General features: G+C 47.6%; 21 protein-coding genes and 1 pseudogene. 16 read left to right on the top strand and 6 right to left on the bottom strand.

Annotated features, from left to right (window positions below; genetic code table 11):
- Positions 1 to 30: 30 nt before the first annotated feature.
- From E4T80_RS09590 to recO, 3 genes are all read left to right on the top strand, one after another.
- A complete protein-coding gene (locus E4T80_RS09590; protein ID WP_407662377.1) occupies positions 31 to 780 on the top strand; it encodes a Fic family protein in 750 nt (249 codons plus the stop codon).
- An 82-nt stretch (positions 781 to 862) separates the two neighbouring features.
- A complete protein-coding gene (era, locus tag E4T80_RS09585) occupies positions 863 to 1768 on the top strand; it encodes a GTPase Era (protein ID WP_135057836.1) in 906 nt (301 codons plus the stop codon).
- A gap of 186 nt (positions 1769 to 1954) precedes the next feature.
- Positions 1955 to 2662, top strand: coding sequence for a DNA repair protein RecO (recO, locus tag E4T80_RS09580; protein ID WP_135057834.1), 708 nt, complete (start codon positions 1955 to 1957; stop codon positions 2660 to 2662).
- Here recO and metX read toward each other — a convergent pair whose 3' ends face one another.
- The gene (gene metX / locus E4T80_RS09575) at positions 2663 to 3736 is read right to left on the bottom strand and encodes a homoserine O-acetyltransferase MetX (protein ID WP_135057832.1); all 1074 of its coding nucleotides are present in this window, start codon (positions 3734 to 3736) and stop codon (positions 2663 to 2665) included.
- A 251-nt stretch (positions 3737 to 3987) separates the two neighbouring features.
- On the opposite strand from metX, the gene E4T80_RS09570 reads away from it, so the two are divergent.
- The 3 genes from E4T80_RS09570 (at position 3988) to treB (ending at position 7214) form a co-directional block, all read left to right on the top strand.
- On the top strand, positions 3988 to 4884 hold the full coding sequence (locus E4T80_RS09570; protein ID WP_047977100.1) for a DMT family transporter: 897 nt from the start codon (positions 3988 to 3990) through the stop codon (positions 4882 to 4884).
- Positions 4881 to 5567, top strand: coding sequence for a SanA/YdcF family protein (locus E4T80_RS09565; protein ID WP_135057829.1), 687 nt, complete (start codon positions 4881 to 4883; stop codon positions 5565 to 5567). The genes E4T80_RS09570 and E4T80_RS09565 overlap by 4 nt, the downstream gene beginning before the upstream one ends.
- A gap of 228 nt (positions 5568 to 5795) precedes the next feature.
- Complete coding sequence (gene treB, locus E4T80_RS09560; RefSeq protein ID WP_135057826.1) at positions 5796 to 7214, top strand: PTS trehalose transporter subunit IIBC; 1419 nt, start codon at positions 5796 to 5798, stop codon at positions 7212 to 7214.
- Between the two features lie 339 nt (positions 7215 to 7553).
- On the opposite strand, the gene E4T80_RS09555 is transcribed toward treB, so the two are convergent.
- Positions 7554 to 9689, bottom strand: a complete 2136-nt coding sequence (locus tag E4T80_RS09555) for an alpha-galactosidase (protein ID WP_135057823.1) — start codon at positions 9687 to 9689, stop codon at positions 7554 to 7556.
- A 27-nt stretch (positions 9690 to 9716) separates the two neighbouring features.
- Entirely contained in the window at positions 9717 to 11000 is a 1284-nt protein-coding gene (locus E4T80_RS09550) for an MFS transporter (protein WP_135057820.1), read from the bottom strand.
- A 120-nt stretch (positions 11001 to 11120) separates the two neighbouring features.
- On the opposite strand from E4T80_RS09550, the gene E4T80_RS09545 reads away from it, so the two are divergent.
- Positions 11121 to 12206, top strand: a complete 1086-nt coding sequence (locus tag E4T80_RS09545) for a LacI family DNA-binding transcriptional regulator (RefSeq protein ID WP_233437171.1) — start codon at positions 11121 to 11123, stop codon at positions 12204 to 12206.
- A gap of 75 nt (positions 12207 to 12281) precedes the next feature.
- Positions 12282 to 13283, top strand: coding sequence for a TerC/Alx family metal homeostasis membrane protein (locus tag E4T80_RS09540; protein WP_047976218.1), 1002 nt, complete (start codon positions 12282 to 12284; stop codon positions 13281 to 13283).
- 92 nt (positions 13284 to 13375) lie between these two features.
- Here the strand turns inward: E4T80_RS09540 and leuB are convergent, their stop codons facing one another.
- Positions 13376 to 14452: a 3-isopropylmalate dehydrogenase gene (leuB, locus tag E4T80_RS09535; RefSeq protein WP_135057817.1), complete on the bottom strand. Its 1077-nt coding sequence runs from the start codon at positions 14450 to 14452 to the stop codon at positions 13376 to 13378.
- A gap of 259 nt (positions 14453 to 14711) precedes the next feature.
- Here leuB and bioA point away from each other — a divergent pair, with 259 nt between their 5' ends.
- Genes bioA through E4T80_RS09505 form a run of 6 tightly spaced genes read left to right on the top strand, consistent with a single transcriptional unit; the run spans position 14712 to position 19416 of the window.
- Positions 14712 to 16004 (top strand): adenosylmethionine--8-amino-7-oxononanoate transaminase, encoded by a 1293-nt coding sequence (gene bioA / locus E4T80_RS09530; RefSeq protein WP_135057893.1) that lies wholly within the window; start codon positions 14712 to 14714, stop codon positions 16002 to 16004.
- Positions 15991 to 17130 (top strand): 8-amino-7-oxononanoate synthase, encoded by a 1140-nt coding sequence (locus tag E4T80_RS09525; RefSeq protein WP_135057814.1) that lies wholly within the window; start codon positions 15991 to 15993, stop codon positions 17128 to 17130. Before bioA ends, E4T80_RS09525 begins: the two co-directional genes overlap by 14 nt.
- 8 nt (positions 17131 to 17138) lie before the next feature.
- Complete coding sequence (locus E4T80_RS09520; protein WP_135057811.1) at positions 17139 to 17780, top strand: DUF452 family protein; 642 nt, start codon at positions 17139 to 17141, stop codon at positions 17778 to 17780.
- Positions 17771 to 18520, top strand: coding sequence for a malonyl-ACP O-methyltransferase BioC (gene bioC, locus E4T80_RS09515; RefSeq protein ID WP_135057808.1), 750 nt, complete (start codon positions 17771 to 17773; stop codon positions 18518 to 18520). The genes E4T80_RS09520 and bioC overlap by 10 nt, the downstream gene beginning before the upstream one ends.
- Entirely contained in the window at positions 18521 to 19165 is a 645-nt protein-coding gene (gene bioD / locus E4T80_RS09510) for a dethiobiotin synthase (protein ID WP_135057805.1), read from the top strand. It begins immediately after the preceding gene.
- Entirely contained in the window at positions 19165 to 19416 is a 252-nt protein-coding gene (locus tag E4T80_RS09505; RefSeq protein WP_135057891.1) for a YceK/YidQ family lipoprotein, read from the top strand. The genes bioD and E4T80_RS09505 overlap by 1 nt, the downstream gene beginning before the upstream one ends.
- An 8-nt stretch (positions 19417 to 19424) precedes the next feature.
- Here the strand turns inward: E4T80_RS09505 and ubiG are convergent, their stop codons facing one another.
- Complete coding sequence (gene ubiG, locus E4T80_RS09500) at positions 19425 to 20138, bottom strand: bifunctional 2-polyprenyl-6-hydroxyphenol methylase/3-demethylubiquinol 3-O-methyltransferase UbiG (protein ID WP_135057801.1); 714 nt, start codon at positions 20136 to 20138, stop codon at positions 19425 to 19427.
- Between the two features lie 299 nt (positions 20139 to 20437).
- Between ubiG and gdhA the strand changes: the two genes are divergently transcribed.
- Both gdhA and E4T80_RS09490 read left to right on the top strand, forming a co-directional pair.
- Positions 20438 to 21775, top strand: a complete 1338-nt coding sequence (gene gdhA / locus E4T80_RS09495) for an NADP-specific glutamate dehydrogenase (RefSeq protein ID WP_135057798.1) — start codon at positions 20438 to 20440, stop codon at positions 21773 to 21775.
- 195 nt (positions 21776 to 21970) lie between these two features.
- Positions 21971 to 22246 carry an aerial mycelium formation protein gene (locus E4T80_RS09490; protein ID WP_135057795.1) on the top strand — a complete coding sequence of 92 codons (276 nt, stop codon included), beginning with the start codon at positions 21971 to 21973 and terminating at the stop codon, positions 22244 to 22246.
- A 27-nt stretch (positions 22247 to 22273) separates the two neighbouring features.
- Here E4T80_RS09490 and E4T80_RS09485 read toward each other — a convergent pair.
- A pseudogene (locus tag E4T80_RS09485) lies at positions 22274 to 22383 on the bottom strand (IS1595 family transposase); the annotation flags it as partial.

The following is a 22383-nucleotide window of genomic DNA, read 5'->3' as shown; positions in this document are numbered from 1 at the left end:
AGCCAATACCGATTCGCGACATTATTAAAAATGTTGAATAGTAAGAGACCGTTAGATGCTATAACGGCACAAAAACTTGAAGAACATTTTTATTTAAAATATAACCAACAATCCAATGCGATTGAGGGAAATTCTTTAACGTTGATAGAAACTAAGGTATTACTTGAAAACGGCATTACCGCAAAGGGTAAGCCCTTTAAAGATCATTTAGATATTATTAACCACAGAAATGCGATTTATTATCTGAAAGATTTAATCAAAGAGAATAATCCGTTATCTGAAAAGCAGATTAAAGAATTTAATTATTTATTATTAAAAGGAACGGATTATGAATATAGTGCGGGTAAATACCGTAATGTACCGGTTATGATTGGGGGGAGCGAACATATTCCGCCTCAACCCTATTTAGTGCAAACGGAAATGGATAATTTGTTGATAAATTATCACCAATCCATAGCGGCATTGCCCCATTCAGATGAGTTTCTTGACATTAAATGTATCGCCCGTTTACACGCGGATTTTGTCCATATTCATCCGTTTACTGACGGAAATGGCAGAACCGGTCGCTTATTGATGAATTTAGAATTGATAAAAAGAGGTTATCCTTTAGCGATTATTTCTGATAGTGATCGTATCGAATATTATCAAGCCTTATCTCAAGCGGATAAGCGTAATTATGAAGAGATTGAATGCTTTCTTTTGGAAACGATCAAGCGAACTTTATGTGATACATTGAATGTTGTTTTTCCTGACTGGCAGCATCATTATCTAAACGATTAACTCAACAAGCGGTCAGCAGACAAGCAAAAATTTGCAAAAAAGGTCTTAAAACCGACCGTTTGTTCAACCTCAATGAGAAAGTATGACAACAGAATTAAAAACTTACTGCGGATTTATTGCGATTGTCGGGCGTCCGAATGTCGGCAAATCGACCCTTTTAAATAAAATTCTCGGGCAGAAAATTTCAATTACCTCACGCAAGGCACAAACTACCCGCCACCGCATTTTAGGGATTAAAACCGAAGGGGCGTATCAAGAAATTTATGTGGATACGCCGGGGTTACATATTGAAGAAAAGCGGGCGATTAACCGGCTGATGAATCGTGCCGCCAGCAGTGCGATTGGTGATGTCGATATGGTCATTTTTGTGGTGGAAGGCACAAAATGGACAGATGATGACGAAATGGTACTAAATAAACTGCGTAGCACAAAAGCGCCGGTGATATTGGCGATCAACAAAATCGACAATATCAATGAAAAAGAGGTGCTATTGCCGCACATTACCGAGCTGAATGCCAAGTTTCCGTTCAAAGAAATTATTCCAATCTCGGCACATAAGGGCGAAAATGTACAGATTTTAGAGAAATATGTGCGTCAATCGCTGAAAGAGGGGATTCACCACTATCCGGAAGAGTACGTTACCGACCGCTCTCAACGTTTTATGGCATCGGAAATTATCCGTGAAAAACTGATGCGTTTTATGGGGGAAGAATTACCCTATTCCGTAACGGTTGAGATTGAACAGTTTAAAACCAATGAACGTGGCACTTATGAGATCAACGGCTTGATTTTAGTCGAGCGTGATGGGCAGAAAAAAATGGTGATCGGCAATAAAGGGCAGAAAATCAAAGTGATCGGCACGGAAGCCCGTGCCGATATGGAACGTCTGTTTGACAACAAAGTGCACCTTGAATTGTGGGTGAAAGTCAAAGCCGGCTGGGCGGACGATGAGCGTGCGCTACGTTCCCTCGGCTACATTGACGAGTAACGGTAAGCGGTGAGTTAATGCCGTTTTTTGACAGTATGTCGGCGTAACGCTCAAAATGTCGGATTGTAGAGCGCCTAACGGCTGTATGCGGGCAAGATGAACCACTGCTTGAGTTTGAGCAACGGATTTCTATTATATTAAACGGGACGCAACAGTGTCCTGTTTCGTACGAGAGCGAATTTGACTATGCAACGGGCGTTTGTGCTGCATCGCAGAGAATATAGCGAAACCAGCTTATTGGTTGATTTTTTCACGGAACAGCAAGGGCGGATAACGCTGCTTGCCAAAGGCGCAAGGCGTGCCCGCTCGCCGCTCAAAGCCTTGTTGCAACCCTTTACACCGCTACTGTTGAGTTGGAGCGGGCGGGGCGAGTTAAAAATTCTCAGCAAGGTTGAAGCGATTTCAATGACCCTGCCAATGCCTACCCTTGCCCTTTACAGCGGTTTTTATGTCAATGAAGTGTTAAGCCGTGTGTTGGAAAACCATACCGCCTACCCCGAATTATTTCAACACTATCTGCACTGTCTCACTCGCCTCGCTTCAAAGCCGGAGGTTGAACCGACCTTACGAACCTTTGAATTTCAGGTATTGCAAGCGCTCGGTTACGGGGTGAATTTTACCCAATGTGCCGCCACGGGCGAGCCGGTTTCCCCGACAATGTGCTATCAATTTCGGGAAAATGAAGGTTTTATTGCTTCACTCTTGCAAAATAATTTAAGTTTTCTCGGGCAGGATTTATTGGCGTTTGAGGCGTTGGATTTTCGGGAAAAAAGTACGCAACAGGCGGCGAAACGCTTTACCCGCTTGGCGCTCAAGCCTTATTTAGGTTCGGCTCCCCTCAAAAGCCGAGAGTTATTTCAAGGGATTTTGCCGCATAAATTGAAAGGGGCTTAACTATTTTGCCAACCCTTTGCGGATCATCGGTTCAAAAAAACTGTAATCGACTAAAAAGGCATCGTGCCCAAAATTAGAGTGTAGCTCGTAAAAATCGAGCTTCACTCCCGCCTCTTCCAACCGCTGTCTACTTTTGTGCATATCCACCGATTTAAACAGTTGATCGCTGGTAACCGCCACGAGGGTGTAGTTTGCTTGAATACGTTGTAGGGCGTGTCGCTCGCTTGCAAAGCCGAGTGCCGGATCGTATAAATCCAGCGCACGCAATAAACGCAAATAGCTGTTGGCATCAAAACGATCTAAAAATTTCACCCCTTGATAGCTCAAATAGGATTCCACTTGGAAATGATCGCCCCAAATAGCCCCGTGTTGCTTGGTTTCACGCCCAAAGGCTTTAGCGAGCTGAACATCGGTGCGGTAGGTCAGCATACCGATCATTCGAGCCAGTTTTAACCCGTTGGCGGGCGGGCGATGATCGTAATAATCCCCTTGGCGAAAGTCAGGATCATTGATGATCGCTTGGCGCATCACGTGGTTAAACCCGATCCCCTCGGCACTTAGGGTGAGGGAGGAGCAAAGGTTGATGATATTGCGCACTTTATCGGGATAGCTAATGCCCCATTGGGTCGCTTGCATTCCGCCGAACGAACCGCCGACTACGGCGTGTAGTGTGCCAATGCCGAGTGCCTCTAACAGCGCTTTTTGCACGGCGACAATATCTTGAACGGTGATGATTGGAAAGCGGCTACCGTAAGGTTTCTGAGTGAGCGGGTCGAGGGAAGCAGGGCCGGTTGTGCCTTTGCAGCCACCCAACACATTCGAGCAAATAAAGAAATAGCGATCGGTGTCGAGCGCTGCGCCTGCCCCAATGAAATCCTGCCACCAACCTTTATCCGCCGGTGGTGCAAAGTAAGGTTCGGCATCGCCGGTTAATGCGTGGCAGAGCAGCACCACATTATCTTTTGTCGCATTCAAACGCCCATAGGTTTGGTAAGCCACCTGAACGGGCGAGAGCGTGCCGCCAAGGGTAAGGGGCAGCGGTTGATCGGTAAAAAGGGTGATATGTTGTGCCATAGTGAACCTTATTTTGCAGAAAACAGGCGGTATCTCACCGCTTGCGTGCCAATATGTTTCTTTTTATCGCTGACTAAATTAGCGAGGGCGACAGCGTTTGTCAAGAAAATTTAGCCGTCTAAACGTCTAGATTTTTAAATGGCTAAAAATAGCTTGTTTGGCAGCCAAAATCGCCTGAACCTGTGGCTAAGGCTTGCATTTTTTAGCCGCTCCGCTATGCTACCACCTTGTTTACTTGTCATCGTGAAGCTATGCGAAATCATCAACCAATCAAAGGGGCATTGGCGATTGTGTCTGCGGGCGTGCTGTTTGCCTGTATCAATACGCTTATTCCCAAACTGACCTCCGTCTCCCCGCTTGATGCCAGCGTGATTGCTCTTGTTCAATATTTAGCCGCCTTTTTATTCCTTATGCCGAGTATGGCGCAGATGGGCTTTTTCCAATCGTTAAAAACCCGTCATTTCGGTTGGCACTGTTTTCGGGTCTTTTTATCGGCGATCGGCATTCAGTGCTGGACAATGGCACTGGCTTATCCGATACCGATTTGGCAGGGAATTGCGTTACTGATGACTTCACCGCTGTTCGTTACGATCGGTTCGGGACTTTTGTTAAAAGAGAAAGTTGGGGCGAAGCGTTGGGCGGCAACCTTTCTTGGCTTTATCGGGGCAATGATTATTTTAGCGCCGTGGTCGGACGATTTTGAGTGGATCGTATTACTGCCGGTCGCCGCTGCATTCTTTTGGGCGTGTTATTCATTGATGGTGAAAAAACTCTCTGCGGAGGATTCGCCTACGACAATGGTCGCTTATCTTTTTATTTTGATTACACCCTTTAACCTGTTGATTGCCTTAACTAATTTAAGCCCGAACGGGTTTAGCCTGCCCTCTTTTAGCGATTTCGGTTATTTGATTTTACTCGGCTTTTTTACGGCATTGGCACAATTGGCGGTGGCGAAAGCCTACCGATTAGCCGATGCCTCTTATATCCAACCGTTTGATTTTATTAAGCTACCCCTTAACGTGTTGGCAGGCTGGCTCGTGTTTAACTGGGTGCCGCCGGGTAAATTGTGGCTGGGGGCAGCGATTATTATTGGGGCGACAATGTATATCACCCACGCTGAAACGCAGCAGGCAAAGGGCAGAGAATGACAGAAAAAATACGTCTCCGATTTACACGCTTTTCACTGTGGTGCAAACGCTGGTCGAAACGGGCTGTGTGGGCTACGGGGCTGTTAGGCTTGCTCATTGTTGCCATCGATCTCGGCACGAGCTATTGGGTAAAGGCAAAAGTCTATACGGACATCAATCGGCTGCCAACACGGGAGTATGCCGTGGTGCTTGGCACGGCAAAATTTTACTCCAGCGGCGCGCCGAATCTCTATTATAAATACCGCTTGGAAGCCGCCGAGCAGGTACTTCACGCTGAGAAAGTGCAGTATCTGTTGCTCAGTGGCGATAACCAAACCCCCTACTATAACGAGCCGAAGATGATGAGCGCCGATCTGCAAAAAATGGGGATCTCGCCTGCCAAAATGCGACAAGATTATGCGGGATATAGCACCTTTGACTCGGTGATTCGTGCCGATAAAGTGTTCAAATTACCGCCTTTTACCATCATTTCCCAACAATTTCACTGTGAGCGTGCATTGCTGGTCGCCCAATTTAAAGGGATTGATGCGATCTGCTATGCCGCAACCTATCCCGAAAACCACTATAAAGTCCGTATTCGAGAGTTTTTTGCCCGCACAGTAACGTTAGCACGGCTGATGTTAGGAATGGAAGCAACCACCCTTGAACCCTCTCGGATCGTGGAATTACCCAAAAAAGTGTAAACATTAGATCGCAGCAAGCGGTCGGTTTGGGTGCATTTTTTGCGATTGTGTCGATAATATACTTTAATGAGCCGTTTTGCATTTGCAGTGCATTAGAAAAATGTTTGAAGAAATGCTGGCTTGTTATTGCCGTTTTGTGATCTCGATCACGATTTGGGAACGTTCCCATTGCTAAAATTTCGCCGAAAATCTATAATTTAGCCTATTGATTGTCCTTAGGTGCATATTATGGCTAAACAAAAACTTGATCCGCAAAATGTGGATAAATTGATTGAATTGATCGGCGGGCGTGAAAATATCGCCACCGTTACCCACTGTATTACCCGCTTACGTTTTGTGCTGAATGATGAAACGAAGGTGGACGGCAAAGGTATCGAAGCCTTACCGATGGTAAAAGCCAATTTTTCAACGGGCGGGCAATACCAAGTGGTTATCGGGCAGGAAGTGGGTGATTACTACAATGTGCTATTGCAAAAAACCGGCTTGGCAAGTGTCGATAAAGAACAGGTGAAAGCGGCGGCCCGCCAAAATCAAAAATGGTATGAGAGCTTGATTTCGCATATGGCGGATATTTTTATTCCGCTATTACCGGCGTTGATTAGCGGCGGTTTGATTTTAGGTTTCCGCAATGTGATCGGCGATATTGCGATGATTGACGGCAAAACCTTGACCCAAGTCAGTCCGTTTTGGCAGAGTGTGCATTCCTTCTTATGGTTGATTGGTGAGGCGATTTTCCACTTCTTGCCGGTCGGGATCTGTTGGTCGATTGCACGGAAAATGGGGACATCACCGATTTTGGGCATTGTATTGGGGATTACCTTAGTATCGCCGCAGCTGATGAATTCTTACGGGTTAGGATCGCAAATACCGGACGTTTGGGATTTCGGTTGGCTGGCGGTAGAAAAAGTCGGCTACCAAGCCCAAGTTATTCCAGCGATTATGGCAGGTTTGGCATTATCTTACATTGAACGATTTTTCAACAAAATCGTGCCGGACTTCTTAAATTTAATCATTGTGCCGGTAACGTCCATTATTTTAGCCGTGTTTCTTGCACATACGATTATCGGGCCTCTCGGTCGGGAAATCGGTAATGGCGTGGCGTTTGTGGTGAAATATGCGATGACGGGTGATTTTGCGCCGATTGGTGCGGCATTATTCGGCTTCTTATATGCACCGCTTGTGGTAACGGGAGTGCATCAAACGTCCCTTGCGATTGATATGCAAATGATCCAAAGCATTGGCGGCACGCCGGTGTGGCCGTTGATTGCACTGTCTAATATTGCACAGGCTTCGGCGGTGGTTGCTGTCATCATTATGAGTAAAAAAGCCAGCGTACGAGAAGTGGCAGTACCGGCGGCATTATCTGCCTACTTAGGTGTTACTGAACCGGCAATGTACGGCATCAACCTAAAATACCGTTTCCCAATGCTCTGTGCAATGATCGGCTCGGCGTGTGCCGCCTTAGTGTGCGGTTTGGCAGGCGTGTTAGCGAGCAGTATCGGTGTAGGCGGTTTACCGGGCATTTTATCCATTCAGCATCAATTCTGGGGTACATTTGCAGTTGCAATGCTTGTAGCGATTATCGTACCGATTGTACTGACAATGGTGGTATATAAACGCCGAGCCAGTGCCGGCATATTAGAATAGAGGTTATACAAGCGGTGAGATTTCACCGCTTTTTTGCAATTATTCAATATTATGTCGCAGTTGCACAAACTTGTTTTTTGTTCGCTTGTAGGGACACACTGCGTGTGTCCGGATTTTAACCTATTGAAATAATTTGATTTTTATAAAGGACACACGCAGTGTGTCCCTACATTTTGTTAAAATGTCTATTTTTGTGCATTTGCTACATAATACCGCAATTATTCGGGGCTTAATCACCATTGACAAAATCTAGGGATAATATTTGGCACGATCAATCGCTATCACATAAACGAAAGAGAGGCAATTCAGCCTCTCTTTTAGGTTTAAGATGTGAATTTCTTAGCATTGTTTGAAATGCAGTAACATCGCAGTTGCCGGATCGAGATTTGGGAGTGTCAGTCCGACTTTTTTCAGCCAATCGGAATGGACAACGAGCGGTTTGTCGTTAATTGCGTTGGTGAGCCATTCGGGGAGCGTTTTCATTAAATGCCCGCACTTGCCGGTTTGAAAGGCCGCCGGAATATCCAAGAGGCTGATTTCATAGTTGCCCTCTGCTAAATAAGGCAGGCGTAGCGGCTCTTGTTGTAGATAATCCAACATTGCAAGTTGATTGACTAAAACGACCGCTTGCGTTCCCGCTTGGCTGATAACGCCGTTTACCAAAGAGGCAGGATCTTGTCTATCGAGGCGGAAGACCTTGCCACTGTGGAGTAAAGGTCTAAGCTGTTTATGAAGGGCAATATATTTTCTGAAGCCTTGACGCTCCGCTTCGCCTTCTTTAACCGGATCAAGTTCCACGCCCATATGCCCAAACAGTGCCGTTAATCCTCGGAAACTAACGTCCAGTTGGCGATAGGTGGTGTGGCAATGCTTGCCGCCGATATGCGCGCCCATCACTTCCGGCGGGTAGAAATAGCTCATTCCCCGTTGAATGGTTTGACGTTCAAGGGCGTCATTATCGTCTGATGCCCAAAACCGTTGAGATCGTTTTAATACTTCGTAGTCGATCCGTCCGCCACCGGAGGCACACGCCTCAAACTCAACATCCGGGTATTTCTCGCATAGCAGATCGCACAGGCGGTAAAAGGCTTCCGTCTGTTTGGTAACGGCGGCTTGTCCGTTATGCCCGCCCTGTACGATGCGGCGGTTCATATCCCATTTGACATAATCGATCTCGTGATTGCCGAGTAGCCAGTCCATTCGTTCGACCAAATAATTAAACACATCAGGATTGCAAAGATCCAATACGTTTTGGTTACGTTCCTGTGGTTGATCGTAGCCTTCGACTTGCAGTAGCCAGTCCGGGTGTTGGCGGTATAACTGACTGTTTTTGTTGATCATCTCCAACTCAACCCAAATACCGAACTGCATACCGAGATCTTTCACCGCTTTGATGATCGGGGTTAAACCGTGCGGGTATTTGCGCTCGTCCAAATACCAATCGCCCAAGCCGCCGAAATCGTCATCACGCCCGATAAACCAGCCGTCATCAATGATAAAGCGTTCCACCCCCATTTTTGCTGCTTCCGTTGCCATCGCGATAATGTGATCGGGGTTGTGGTCGAAATAGACCCCTTCCCAAATATTGAGGTGAACAGGGCGGGTTTTTTGGCGAGGAAAACGCACCAAATGCGCCCGCACATAGTGGTGAAATTGCCAGCTCATCGCATTTAAGCCTTGATTGGAAAAGGTTGTATACACCCACGGGGTTGCGATTTCATCGTGTTGTGCCAGTTGGATTTCGCCTGGAAAATAGAGGGCTTCAAGCTGAACGGTGCGGCGACCTCGAATATCAATATCGGCACGGATACGGTGATTGCCGCTCCAAGCCAAGTGAAAGCCCCACACTTGTCCGCTTTGCTCTTTAAAGCCCTGTTCGCCAATCATAATGTTTGGCGGATACTCGTGGGAGGTACGCCCGACACGGTTTTCTTGGATAAAACCGCCGTGTTTGAGCGTGTGGCGGTTAAGCTGAAATTCCCGCACCCAGCGTCCGTAAAAATTGCATACCTCATCGGCATATTCCGGCAACGGCATTGTAACGGCAAGGCGATTGACCGTAAATGTCTCCGCTTTAAGATTGCGCAATCGGTTACGGGTTTTGAGCACGCCGGTCTGTTCGTCCAACTCAAATTCACTGCTAAATTCAAGACCGGCAAGCTCATCAACTAACCGCAGTTGCAAGCGGTGAGATTGCTGAGAAATTTCGCAATGATTGAACACCGGCGCCCAATCCTGCCCGTTACGATGCCCTTCAATACTACTGGACTCGAAATAGCCCCGCCCGTTTTCGCAGGCAAGGGATACCGGCACGGCAATATCTAAGCCGCCGTTGGTTACACCGCTGTCGAGGGCGGCAATATTGCTCGGATCAAAATGGACTAAATGCTCCCCCCAATACACAATACGGGGATTTTGGTCGGCAATAATCACCAGATCATTTTTTTGGCTGGTTAAACGAATAACATTGTTCATCATTAAATCCTCTTAACATTTTGCGAGTTAAATTCCGTGGGCATTGCGTTTTTGCAATAGATAGCGTTCCGTAGCGGACATTTTGCCCGTGAGGGTAAAGACCGACAGTAGCGTAAAGGCAAGGGCGATACAACCTAAGATGAAATAGGTCTCTTGGAAGCCGAATTTGTCGTACCAAGTCCCGACCGTTGCCGACATCAGCATATTGGCAACTTGTTTGGCGAATTGACACGCCACCAGATAAATGGTCGCGGAAAAATGCACTTCAAACACATTGGCAATATATTTAAACAAACCGACTAAATAGAACGGCACTTCAAACATATGCAGGGTTTTCAATACCACCACGTGCCACGCTGTCGTGGCATAGGACGAGCCGATAATGCGGATACTCATAATCATTCCGGCGATCAGCAACGCATTTTTCGCGCCGATGCGGTTAATCAACAGCGGCACAAAGAACATAATCAACGCATTCAGCAGTTCGCCGCCGGTGGTAACATAGCCGAACATTTCCATTCCCTGTTCTTTCGATTCAAAGAAGGTATTGAAGAAATTACCGAATTGCTGGTCGAAAATATCATAAATGCAGGCAACCCCGATCACATAGGCAAGCAATGCCCAAAAACGCGGGAGTTTAAGCAGTAAAAAGGCTTGTTTGAGGGTAACAGGGTTTTTGTTCGCCCCTAATTGAGCGGCAACACTGGTACTGGCATTTTGCTCCGGTTTGGCTAACGCGACCAAAACCAACAAGACGACCGCCCCTGCTGAACCGAGCCAAAAGACCGAATTAGGATTGTGCGCATACATTATGCCGGCAAGGGAGGCACAAATTGCCCAGCCGAACATACCAAACATTCTCGCCCGCCCATACTCAAAATGGCTACGGCGGCTCACCCGCTCAACATAGGCTTCCGAAGCCGGCGCACCGCCGGAAAAGACGAACCCCATATAGATCCCGCCGGCAATGGCCCCTAACCAAATATTAGTTTGAAGCAGCGGCGCAAACACATAAATAAAGAACGGCGAATAAAACAACAGGGTAATGGCGACAACCCAAAGTAAATGTTTTTTAATGCCTAATTTATCGGCAACATAGCCAAAAATCGGCTGAAAGCAGAGGGCGAAAAACGACATTGACGCAAATACAATGCCCCGTTCTTCCCCGCTTAACCCGTTAATATCGCCTAGCCAAATCCCTAAAAACGGGTAGCAGGTTGCCATAATGAAAAAATAGACGAAAAAGTAGCCGCTAAAAATCCAATAATTCCGATTAGACAAATAGTAGGCTTGCGGTGTTTGTAATTGCATAATTGACCTCTGACACATCGAAAGACCATTAAATGTTAACGTTATCAATCAAGATCACAAGTATAGAAATAGCGAAAATATGATGAAGATCACATTTTTTAACGTTAACATTGCAATTTTGTGAACCTGATCACAGATTTTACACGGGAGAAGATAGACAAGCGGGCAGATTTCGGTAACATTTTGCAAAATTCTTTCAGTATTAACACAATGGCATCACTTAAAGACGTGGCAAAACTGGCGGGCGTGTCGCTGATGACCGTATCCCGTGCCATTCACAACCCCGAACAGCTTTCGCCCAAAACCTATCAGATCGTCAAACAGGCGATTGAGCAGCTTAACTATGTGCCGAATATTTCCGCCCAAAAAATTCGGGGGACACAAGCCGCAACCCATACTATCGGCGTATTATCGCTGGATACCGCCACCACGCCGTTTTCCGTGGAAATTTTATTAGCGATTGAGCAGACGGTACGCCAATTTGGTTGGCACTCTTTTATTATCAATACCTTTGAAAACGAGCTGGAGCAAGCGGTCGGCACGTTGATTTCCCACCGTCCGAGCGGCATCATTTTCACTACCAGTGGCTTGAAAAAAATTGCCATTCCCCCTGCATTGCGGCGTTATCCGATTGTGCTGGCTAACTGCCTGACCGATGACATTCAAACCGCCTGCTATGTGCCGAATGATTTTCAAGGGCAGTTTGATGCCGCTCAATTATTGCTGGAAAAGGGCTACCACTCGCCCCTTTGCCTCTATTTGCCGAGTAATGCGATTGCCGCCCAAGCCCGACAACAAGGCTTTGAGCAGGCGTGGCGGGCGAATATGGGGCAAAACAGCCCGCCGCCTAAGCCGTTTTTTATGTCGCCGTTTAGCCAAAATTTTGGTGAGGTTCTCCCTATTTTGCAAAAAATGTGCCGTAAACGACCGCTTGAGTTTGATGTGGTAGTCTGTGGTAACGACCGCATTGCGCTACTGACCTACCAATTTTTGCTGGGGCAGGGGATACGCATTCCTGACGAGGTGGCAGTGTTGGGCTTTGATAATATGGTCGGCGTGGCGGATTGGTTTCTCCCGCCGCTGACGACCGTGCAGCTTCCCCACTATGAAATGGGGCAACAGGCAGCCTTGCATTTGATAGAGGCACGCACCGACAATAACGTCCATTATTTGGATTGCCCGTTGGTGGAGAGAGCGTCCTGTTAAGGTGGGATAGATCTTGACAAAGATCAACTTTTTCTGAAAAATCGCACCGTTTTTTCACGCTTTTTAAGAGGTTTTATGGGAACGTTCGGTTTTCCGCTTGAGGCAATTATTGTCTTTTTTGTTGTGATTTTATTCTCGGTTTATGTGGATTTATTTGCGCACCGCAATACCAAAGAGATCAGCGTCAAAGATGCTTCACTTTGGTCGCTCTTTTGGATCGGCTTGGCACTCGCTTTTTATGCGTATGTGTGGCTACGCTTCGACAAACAATTTGCCGATCTCTATCTTGCCGGATATGTGTTGGAAAAGAGCCTATCTATCGATAATTTGATGGTATTTGTGGCGATCTTCGCCTCATTCGGCATTGTCGGCAAATTACAACACCGCATTTTATATTGGGGCATTTTAGGGGCATTGGTGTTCCGAGCCGTTTTCGTGGTGATCGGCACCGGCTTATTTGCGGCAAGCCCTTGGGTTGGCTTTTTCTTTGCTGTTTTTGTGTTTTGGAGCGGCGTTAAAATGCTGCAAAGTGCAAAAAAAGAGGAGGAAACGATCGAAGATTACGCAAATCACTGGAGCGTGCGTTTGGTCGGCAAAACAATGCCGGTGTACACCAAATTATTCGGCGAGCGCTTTTTTGTGAAACACCAAGAGCTGAATGAGACGCAACTGGCAAACATCACCCGCCAAGGTTTCCGTTATGTTACACCGGCATTTTTATGTTTGATTGCGATTGAAAGCTCGGACGTTGCATTTGCTTTCGACTCCGTGCCGGCGGTGATTGCGGTAACCGAAGAGCCGTTATTGGTGTATGCAGCGATGATTTTTGCCATTCTCGGTTTACGCAGCCTGTACTTTATTTTGGCGGCACTCACCAAATATTTGGTGCATTTGGAAAAAGCAGTTATTGCGTTGTTGTTTTTCATTGGGATCAAAATGGGGATTCAATCGTGGAATCACGCCGTTGGCGATACCGGCATTCATATTTCACCGAATACCAGCCTCTTTATTGTGCTAGGCGTATTAGCGCTTGGGGTGATCGCCTCCCTCATCTTTCCTGCAAAAACGGAAAAATAAATCAGACGGCTGAATGGAACAAAGGGCGTTTTAAACGCCCTTTCTTTTTTGCGAAAAAATTCACATAACCGACCGCTTGCGGTTAATCGGGGTTAAATCCGGTTAGCGATTAAATCGCCCATTTCACTGGTGGAAACCGGGGCGGATTGATCGGCTAAATCGGCAGTACGATAGCCTTCGGCAAGCACGTGTTGCACCGCATTTTCAATCGCTTTTGCCGCATCTTCCAAGCCGAAACTGTAACGGAGCATCATTGCCGCCGATAAAATTTGGGCAATCGGGTTGGCGATATTTTTGCCGGCAATGTCCGGTGCCGAGCCGCCCGCCGGTTCGTACAGCCCGAAGCCTTGTTCGTTGAGGCTGGCGGACGGCAACATTCCCATTGAGCCGGTAATCATTGCACATTCGTCCGAAATAATGTCGCCGAAAATATTGGAGCAGAGCAGCACATCAAAGAAATCCGGCTGCTTGATGAGCTGCATTGTTGCGTTGTCGATATAAATATGATCGAGCTTCACTTCGGGGTACTGTTTTGCCACTTCATTCACGGTTTCACGCCATAAAATCGAGCTCATCAAAACATTGGCTTTATCCACGGAAGTAACGTGTTTGCTCCGTTTCATCGCCGTTTCAAACGCGACTTTGGCGATACGTTCGATTTCATAGCGGTGGTACACTTCCGTATCAAAGGCTTTTTCTTGTGCGCCCTCGCCTTCACGTCCTTTTGGCTGCCCGAAGTAGATGCCGCCGGTTAATTCCCGCACGGTTACCATATCGAAGCCTTTTGCGGCGATGTCGGCACGCAACGGGCAGAATTTTTCCAAGCCTTTGTAAAGGGTGGCTGGGCGAAGATTGCAGAACAGGGCGAAATGTTTGCGTAACGGCAAGAGTGCGCCACGTTCCGGCTGCTCGTTTGCCGGCAGATGCTCCCATTTTGGCCCGCCGACCGAGCCGAATAAAATCGCATCGGCTTGTTCGCAGCCTTTGAGGGTGCTGTCGGGCAAGGCTTTGCCGTGATTGTCGATGGCAATGCCGCCGATGTCGTGATGGTGGTAGTGCAGAGTAAAACCGAATTTTTGTTGGACTTTATCCAACACTTTGATTGCCTGAGCCATAATTTCCGGCCCGATACCGTCCCCGCTTAATACCGCAATGTTGTAATGTTGCATATAAATTCCTCAATTTTATTGTTGATTAGAAAGGCGTAATATAAAACATTTTGCTAAAAGGCGGGGGATTTTTTAGCGGAAACCGCACAATTTAGGCTAGAATAGCCGTATTTATCGACACACAGAGAGAAAAGCGGGCGAGGCGATGCCGCAAACGCAAGTGCCGTTCGGGGCGTGAACCCTTTTCGCTTGCGAACGTTGTGCTTATTGCAAAATGATGCAGATAACCGACCGCTTGTCAGCCCTAAACCGAGACTATATGAACGAAGAACAGCTTTTAGCCCTTGATCGCCAATACGTTTGGCATCCTTATACTGCAATGCCGAATCATTTGCCCGTTTATAGCGTGGAGAGAGCGGAGGACGTGGAGATTTGGCTGCAAAACGGGCAGCGATTGATTGACGGAATGTCCTCTTGGTGGGCGGCGTTGCACGGCTACAATCACCCCGTGTTAAATCAGGCGGCAATCGACCAACTCGCTAAAATGAGCCATATTATGTTTGGCGGATTAACCCACGAACCGGCGGTGAAATTGGCGAAAACCTTGGTTGATATTACACCAGCAGGGCTGGAGCAGGTCTTTTTTGCCGACAGCGGCTCGGTCGCGGTGGAAGTGGCGATGAAAATGGCGGTGCAATATCAATCCGCACAGGGTAAACCGACCCGTCAGAAATTTGCCACGATCCGCAGCGGCTATCACGGCGACACTTGGCACGCAATGTCCGTTTGTGATCCGACCACGGGAATGCACAATTTATTTGCCCGCAGCCTGCCCGTACAATATTTTTTGCCCCAGCCGAGCGTGAAATTTGGCGAAGCGTGGCAGGACACGGCAATCCACCCGTTAGCCGATTTACTGGAGAAACGGAGCGATGAGATCGCTGCGCTGATTTTAGAGCCAATCGTGCAAGGCGCAGGCGGAATGTATTTTTATTCCCCTGTCTATTTGCAAAAAGCGAAAGCCTTGTGCGAAGCATACGGCGTGCTGCTGATTTTCGATGAAATCGCCACCGGTTTTGGACGCACCGGCAAACTGTTTGCGGCGGAGTATGCGCAGGTCAGCCCCGATATAATGTGCGTAGGCAAAGGCTTGAGCGGCGGCTATATGACGCTGTCCGCTACCTTGACCACCCGCCATATTGCACAAACCCTTTCCCGTAGCGAAGCGAAATGCTTTATGCACGGGCCGACATTTATGGCAAACCCGCTGGCGTGTGCCGTCTCACTCGCCTCCGTTGAATTATTATTGGCGGGCGATTGGCAAGCGAATATCCGCCGTATCGAACGGCATTTTCAGCAAAGTCTTGCACCTCTGACGGCTTGTGAGTATGTCAAAGAGGTGCGGGTATTGGGTGCAATCGGGGTGATTGAAATGGTTGAAGAGGTGAATATGGCAAGCCTTCAGCCCCGTTTTGTAAAACAGGGGGTATGGGTGCGGCCTTTCGGCAAATTGGTCTATTTAATGCCGCCGTTTATTATCAATGCCGAACAGTTAGTCCGCTTGACCGATGGCGTGATTGCCGCATTAAAGGAAGAATATGCAACAATTTGAGCAATTTTTAACGGCGAAAAAAGCCGAAAACCAATATCGCACCTTGCCCGAATTGGCGCATCAGGGCAAATATGTTGAGCAAGGGGAGCGGCGAATGCTCAACCTGTCCGGTAACGATTATCTTGGTTTGGCAAATCAAGCGGGCTTATGCCACGCCTTTTTTGCAAATTATGGTGACCAACTGCCCGCTTGCACGGCTTCGTCGTCCCGTTTGCTGACGGGCAATTTCCCGATTTATCATCAGTTGGAAGCACTGCTTGCCGAGCGTTTCGGGCGGCAGAGTGCGTTGATTTTTAACAGCGGCTATCACGCCAATATCGGCATTCTACCGGCGTTGGCGGACAGGCAGACCTTGATCGTGGCGGATAAATTGGTGCACGCCAGTTTGATTGATGGTATTCGGCTAAGCCGTGCCACATTCCTGCGTTATCGCCATAATGACTATGCCCATTTGGCAGATATACTGGCGAACAATGCCACGCACTTTGCCCGCATTATTATTGTAACGGAATCGGTGTTCAGTATGGACGGCGATGTGGCGGATTTGCCGGCCTTAGTGCGATTTAAGCGACAATATCCGCAAATTTTGCTTTATGTTGATGAAGCGCACGCCGTCGGGATTTACGGCGAAACGGGCTTGGGTATGGCGGAGCAGATGGGATGTGTGGCGGAAATCGATCTGCTGGTCGGCACGTTTGGTAAGGCGTTGGCGTCTGTCGGGGCGTATTTGGTGTGCGATCAACTGATTAAGGATTACCTCATCAACACGATGCGCCCGCTGATTTTTTCTACCGCTTTACCGCCGCTAAATGTGGCGTGGACACACTTTCTGTTTGAACAATTACCGCATTTCAAGGCACAACGGCAGCATTTAGCCCGCTTGAGCGGCATATTGCGGCAAGCGGTTGCCGAACGGCAGCCCCATTCAAGCCAAAGCCATATTGTGCCGTATCTGCTCGGCGACAATCAAACAACGGTGGAAAAAGCCCGACAATTACAAGCTCTCGGCTATTATTGTTTACCGATTCGCCCGCCGACCGTGCCGCAAGGTACTTCCCGAATTCGTTTTTCGCTGACCGCCGATTTGAGCGAAGCCGAGCTGACGGCATTGATTGATTGTCTATAAGGAACGCTATGAAATACATTTGGCATCGCCGACAACAACCGGATTTACTCGTCTATTTTGCCGGCTGGGGCACGCCCCCATCGGTCATTGCACATTTAGGCTTGCCTGACGGCTATGACGTGCTGATCTGCTATGATTATCGGGATCTCAAGTTGGCATTTGATTTTGCTCCATACCGCAATATCAGAGTGGTGGCGTGGTCGTTGGGCGTGTGGGTTGCGGAGCGGGTATTGAGCGGGTATTCGCTACTGTCGGCAACAGCGATTAACGGCACCGCCAACCCCTGCGATGCACAATACGGCATTCCACCGGCGATTTTTACGGCAACCTTAGCGGGTTTAACACCGCACTCACGCCAAAAATTTGAACGCAGAATGTGCGGTAAAGGGCTAAGCGACTATCAGCAACGTCAGGATCAGCGTCGCTTTGACGATCTTTACGCAGAGCTGACCGCACTGTTCCACGCAATTTGCAATGATACCCGCACGGATTTATTGGCGTGGACACACGCCGTTATCGGCACACAAGATAAAATTTTCCCCGCCCAAAACCAACACGCCTATTGGGTGAACCGTTGTGCCGTTCGCACGCTGGAAGGGGAGCATTATCTTTTGCCTGCCTTTAGCCGTTGGGACGAGCTATGGACGTAAATAAACAGGCGGTTCAACGCCGTTTTCAGCGTGCGTTACCCTTTTATGACAAACAGGCAAAGGCACAGCAACAGATCAATCGGCGTTTGCTCTCAATCTTGCAAAACACGCGGTCGGATTTTGAACATATTTTGGAAATCGGTTGTGGCACAGGGCATTTCAGCAGTTTATTGCAACAACATATTGCTGCAAAACAGTGGTGGCTGAACGATTTGTGCGAGGTGGGCGAACATCTGGCAGCCCGTCTGACCCAGCCGTATCACTTAATCGTAGGCGATGCGGAGGCGCTGGCATTAGCGCGGCAGTTTGATTTGATTGCGTCCGCTTCCACGTTTCAGTGGTTTGCTGATCCGCCCCGTTTTTTAACTCGGCTCAAACGGCATCTCAAGCCGAACGGTTTGTTACTGTTTAGCGTGTTTAGCCCCGATAATTTGGTGGAAATCCGCCGTTTGACGCAGGTTGGGTTGGATTATCCGAGCATTCAACAATGGCACGATTGGCTGGCGGCGGATTTTCAGATTTTGCACACGGAAAGTGCGCAAATCCGCTTGATATTTGAGTCGCCGTTGGCGGTATTACGCCATTTGCAGCAGAGCGGCGTAACGGCAGTCAGCCGGCAGGTGTGGACAAAAGGGCGGCTCAAGCGATTTTGTGCCGACTATCAACAGTATTACAGCAGCAATGGCGGCGTGCGCCTGACTTATACGCCGTTATACCTGCTAGCGAGGGTGAAAGCATAAATGGGCAAAGTGATTTTTGTATCCGGTATTGACACGGACGTGGGAAAGAGTGTGGCAACGGGCTGGTATGCCAAACAGCTAATGATGCAGGGGTATTCGGTCATTACGCAAAAAATGGTGCAGACCGGCGGTGAGAAGTTATCTGATGATATTCGGCTACACCGACAGATGCAGGGCATCGACTTAACCGAAGCTGATCGGCAGGGGTTGACCTGCCCCTACATTTTCCCTTATCCCTGCTCGCCGCATTTGGCGGCGCGTTTGGCAGAGGAGAGCATTGATGCAGAAAAGATCACCCAAGCGACCGCCTGTTTAAGTGCAAATTATGATTATGTCTTGTTGGAAGGGGCGGGCGGTTTGCTTGTGCCTTATACCGAGAGCCGAACCACTTTCGATTACCTGCGAGCGTGCGGTTATCCGCTGATATTGGTAACGTCCGGCAGGCTCGGCAGCCTTAATCACAGCTTGTTGAGCCTTGAAATGTGCCGCATACATCACATTCCGCTCCAAATGGTGATTTATAACGACTATCACGCCGCTGATCCGCTCATCAGTCAAGAAACCCGGCGTTATCTTCGCCGTTACCTTGCCGACAATTTTCCCGAAGCACAGTTTGTATGTTTACCGATACAGGATCTGATGTGATGAAAAAAGGTAATGCCAAGGGCATTAAGTGGTTAAAACGAGGGATTTTTGCAACTTTAGTGCTACAACTGACCGCTTGCGGTACGGTGATCAGTTTTGCCGAAAATGATTACCGTGTCTATGGCGGCGTACGCCGAGATTTTCAGGCTATTCAAGAGGGTAGCGTATTGGGCGTGCTGGCGGTGGTGGATTTGCCTCTCAGTTTTGTGATGGATACCTTAGCCCTGCCCGTTACCCTTAGCCGAGATTAGCCTAAAGGCTAATCAAGGTGGGTGAGGGTAGCGATGTAGTTACAGCTCACATCGTGGTTAAGGCGGAAAGTTTCACATAGCGGGTTGAAATGATAGCCGGCCATTTCCCGACAGGTTAAGCCCGCCTGATCGCACCAATTCAGCAATTCCGCCGGTTTGATAAACTTTTCAAATTGATGTGTGCCTTTCGGCAGCATTTTCAGCACATATTCCGCCCCGATAATCACCAACATATAGGCTTTAAAGGTGCGGTTAATGGTGGATAAAAACAGCACGCCGTTTGGTTTGAGCAGCGCTTGGCAGCTTTGGATAATGGAGAGCGGATCGGGAACGTGTTCCAGCATTTCCATACAGGTGATGACATCGAATTTGGGCTGATCGCAAGCGGTCAGTTGTTGGCGAAAATCTTCAACAGTGATTTGTTGATAGTCAATGGCTAAACCGCTCTGCTCTGCGTGTTGTTTGGCGATTTGTAGCGGCTCATCGGTCATATCAATGCCGATCACTTCAGCGCCTTGCTTTGCCATCGCCTCGCTTAAAATGCCCGCCCCGCAGCCGACATCCAAGACCAGTTTGCCGAACAGACCGCCCGCTTTTTCATTGATATAGGCGAGCCGAACCGGATTGAGCAAGTGAAGGGGCTTGAAATCGCCGTGCGGATCCCACCAGCTTTTCGCCATTTTTTCAAATTTTGCAATTTCGTGTTGATCGATATTTTTCATAACTTACCTGAATGTAAAGCGGTTGCAAAAAAACGCTAGTATCCGACCGCTTGCAACCTGCCGTTATTGTAGCCTAATTCCGCAGGAAAAGGGACTGATGGAGATATTTTGTTGGTCAGTGGTAATATTCAGCTGAAAAATGTGATCTCTTTCACAAAACAGACCAAAAAAACGGCGATTAAACATAGTTTTTTTAATTATTGATATAAATTTTTCTAATTTGATATTGCAAATCTCAACAACATTGCTAAACTCATCACCCATCAAACACAACTTTTCTTTTTTATACTGGAGTTTTTATGAGCGATTTGAATGCCCTTTTCCAAAAAATCAAACAACGTGATCCGGAGCAAGCCCCGTTCCACCAAGCCGTTGAAGAAGTCTTCGGCAGCCTTGCACCGTTTTTGGCGAAAAATCCAAAATATACCCAACAAGGATTATTAGAGCGTATCGTTGAGCCGGAGCGGGTGATCAGCTTTCGGGTAACCTGGGTGGACGATAACGGACAAGTGCAGGTAAATCGTGGCTACCGTGTTCAAATGAACTCGGCGATCGGGCCTTACAAAGGCGGCTTACGTTTCCACCCGACCGTTGATTTAGGCGTGCTGAAATTCCTGGCGTTTGAGCAAGTGTTCAAAAATGCGCTGACAACCTTACCAATGGGCGGCGGCAAAGGCGGTTCGGATTTCGATCCGAAAGGCAAATCCGATGCGGAAGTAATGCGTTTTTGCCAAGCCTTTATGAGTGAATTATACCGTCATATCGGGGCGGATACCGATGTGCCGGCGGGGGATATCGGCGTGGGCGGTCGTGAAATCGGCTACTTGTACGGTCAATACAAAAAATTACGCAATGAGTTTACCTCTGTGCTAACCGGTAAAAGTTTAACGTGGGGCGGCAGCTTAATCCGTCCGGAAGCGACCGGCTACGGTACGGTCTATTTCGCCGAGAGTATGCTCAACACCCGTGGGCAAAGCATTGAAGGTAAACGAGTGGTGATTTCCGGTTCAGGTAATGTTGCGCAATATGCGGCGGAAAAAGTATTGCAAAAAGGCGGTAAAGTTTTAACCGTTTCCGATTCTAACGGCTATGTACAGTTTGGGGATAACGGAATGACCGAAGCGCAGTTAGCGGCGTTATTAACCTTGAAAAACGAACGCCGTGAGCGTTTATCCGTTTATGCTCAAGAGCAGGGGTTAGCCTATTTTGACGGGCAAAAACCGTGGGGCGTGGCGTGTGATGTGGCACTACCTTGTGCAACCCAAAACGAGTTGGATACCGAAGATGCCAAAACCTTGCTCAAAAACGGCTGTATCTGTGTGGCGGAAGGGGCAAATATGCCTTCGTCATTAGGGGCGGTAGAGGTGTTTGTTGCAGCGAAAATCCTTTATGCACCGGGTAAAGCCTCCAATGCGGGCGGTGTGGCGACTTCTGGTTTGGAAATGAGCCAAAACGCTATTCGCCTGTCTTGGAGCCGTGAAGAAGTGGATCAGCGTTTATTCGACATTATGGCAAATATCCACCAAAACTGTGTGGAAAACGGCACGGAGAACGGTTTTGTCAATTATGTGAACGGCGCAAACATTGCCGGCTTCAAAAAAGTCGCAACCGCAATGTTGGAGCAGGGCATTGTTTAATCGTTTTTAGTTCTAAATAGAAGAAGGCTAGGGCTGATACCTAGCCTTTTTATTATACGGAATTTACTATTTTTGTAATTTAATGTTGAAAAATGTATTGTTTTAAATTTTGTGTTGTATTTGAACAGCTTTTTGGCTAAAATTGAACAATAAGTTTAATATACTTACATTTTGATTACTTTAGTGAGGTGTTATATGAAATTACTTAAGTTTGTTTCACTCTTCTCTGTAGCAATTTCGCTATCTGCTTGTAGTTCACTTTACCTTCCTAAGCAAACTGCTCAAACGGATGAACAGATAGCTCAACGTAGAGCCGAGATTAGAGCAATGGAAATGCAAGATTATCGTGATGAGCGTAAACAACGTCAGGATGCGATTGAGGATTTAGGCACATTAGAAATGAATAGGGCTAAAGCTATCAATAAGGCTTATGAAAACCGTAGTAAGCAAAAGATCTATATTCTTCATTAACTTTATTTTAGGGGCTGTACTAGATAACTAGAATAAATTCTGCTTTACTAATTGTTTTAAAATGGAAAATTGAACTTTTATTTCACTGTGGTTAAAACGCCATTCACATTCCTTCAAATACAGTTCAAAATGCTCTT

Origin of the sequence: Muribacter muris, from assembly GCF_004569585.1 — a bacterium.
Taxonomy (GTDB): Bacteria; Pseudomonadota; Gammaproteobacteria; order Enterobacterales; family Pasteurellaceae; genus Muribacter; species Muribacter muris.
This window is presented reverse-complemented; position numbering and strand designations above follow the sequence as displayed.

Coding starts and splice junctions, on each gene's coding strand:
- leuB (WP_135057817.1), bottom strand. CDS start 14,452: ATGCAACATTACAACATTGCGGTATTAAGCGGGGACGGTATCGGGCCG.
- E4T80_RS09570 (WP_047977100.1), top strand. CDS start 3,988: ATGCGAAATCATCAACCAATCAAAGGGGCATTGGCGATTGTGTCTGCG.
- era (WP_135057836.1), top strand. CDS start 863: ATGACAACAGAATTAAAAACTTACTGCGGATTTATTGCGATTGTCGGG.
- E4T80_RS09550 (WP_135057820.1), bottom strand. CDS start 11,000: ATGCAATTACAAACACCGCAAGCCTACTATTTGTCTAATCGGAATTAT.
- E4T80_RS09525 (WP_135057814.1), top strand. CDS start 15,991: ATGCAACAATTTGAGCAATTTTTAACGGCGAAAAAAGCCGAAAACCAA.
- E4T80_RS09565 (WP_135057829.1), top strand. CDS start 4,881: ATGACAGAAAAAATACGTCTCCGATTTACACGCTTTTCACTGTGGTGC.
- bioC (WP_135057808.1), top strand. CDS start 17,771: ATGGACGTAAATAAACAGGCGGTTCAACGCCGTTTTCAGCGTGCGTTA.
- E4T80_RS09555 (WP_135057823.1), bottom strand. CDS start 9,689: ATGAACAATGTTATTCGTTTAACCAGCCAAAAAAATGATCTGGTGATT.
- E4T80_RS09590 (WP_407662377.1), top strand. CDS start 31: ATGTTGAATAGTAAGAGACCGTTAGATGCTATAACGGCACAAAAACTT.
- E4T80_RS09505 (WP_135057891.1), top strand. CDS start 19,165: ATGAAAAAAGGTAATGCCAAGGGCATTAAGTGGTTAAAACGAGGGATT.
- gdhA (WP_135057798.1), top strand. CDS start 20,438: ATGAGCGATTTGAATGCCCTTTTCCAAAAAATCAAACAACGTGATCCG.
- E4T80_RS09490 (WP_135057795.1), top strand. CDS start 21,971: ATGAAATTACTTAAGTTTGTTTCACTCTTCTCTGTAGCAATTTCGCTA.
- metX (WP_135057832.1), bottom strand. CDS start 3,736: ATGGCACAACATATCACCCTTTTTACCGATCAACCGCTGCCCCTTACC.
- bioA (WP_135057893.1), top strand. CDS start 14,712: ATGAACGAAGAACAGCTTTTAGCCCTTGATCGCCAATACGTTTGGCAT.
- recO (WP_135057834.1), top strand. CDS start 1,955: ATGCAACGGGCGTTTGTGCTGCATCGCAGAGAATATAGCGAAACCAGC.
- E4T80_RS09540 (WP_047976218.1), top strand. CDS start 12,282: ATGGGAACGTTCGGTTTTCCGCTTGAGGCAATTATTGTCTTTTTTGTT.
- bioD (WP_135057805.1), top strand. CDS start 18,521: ATGGGCAAAGTGATTTTTGTATCCGGTATTGACACGGACGTGGGAAAG.
- ubiG (WP_135057801.1), bottom strand. CDS start 20,138: ATGAAAAATATCGATCAACACGAAATTGCAAAATTTGAAAAAATGGCG.
- treB (WP_135057826.1), top strand. CDS start 5,796: ATGGCTAAACAAAAACTTGATCCGCAAAATGTGGATAAATTGATTGAA.
- E4T80_RS09520 (WP_135057811.1), top strand. CDS start 17,139: ATGAAATACATTTGGCATCGCCGACAACAACCGGATTTACTCGTCTAT.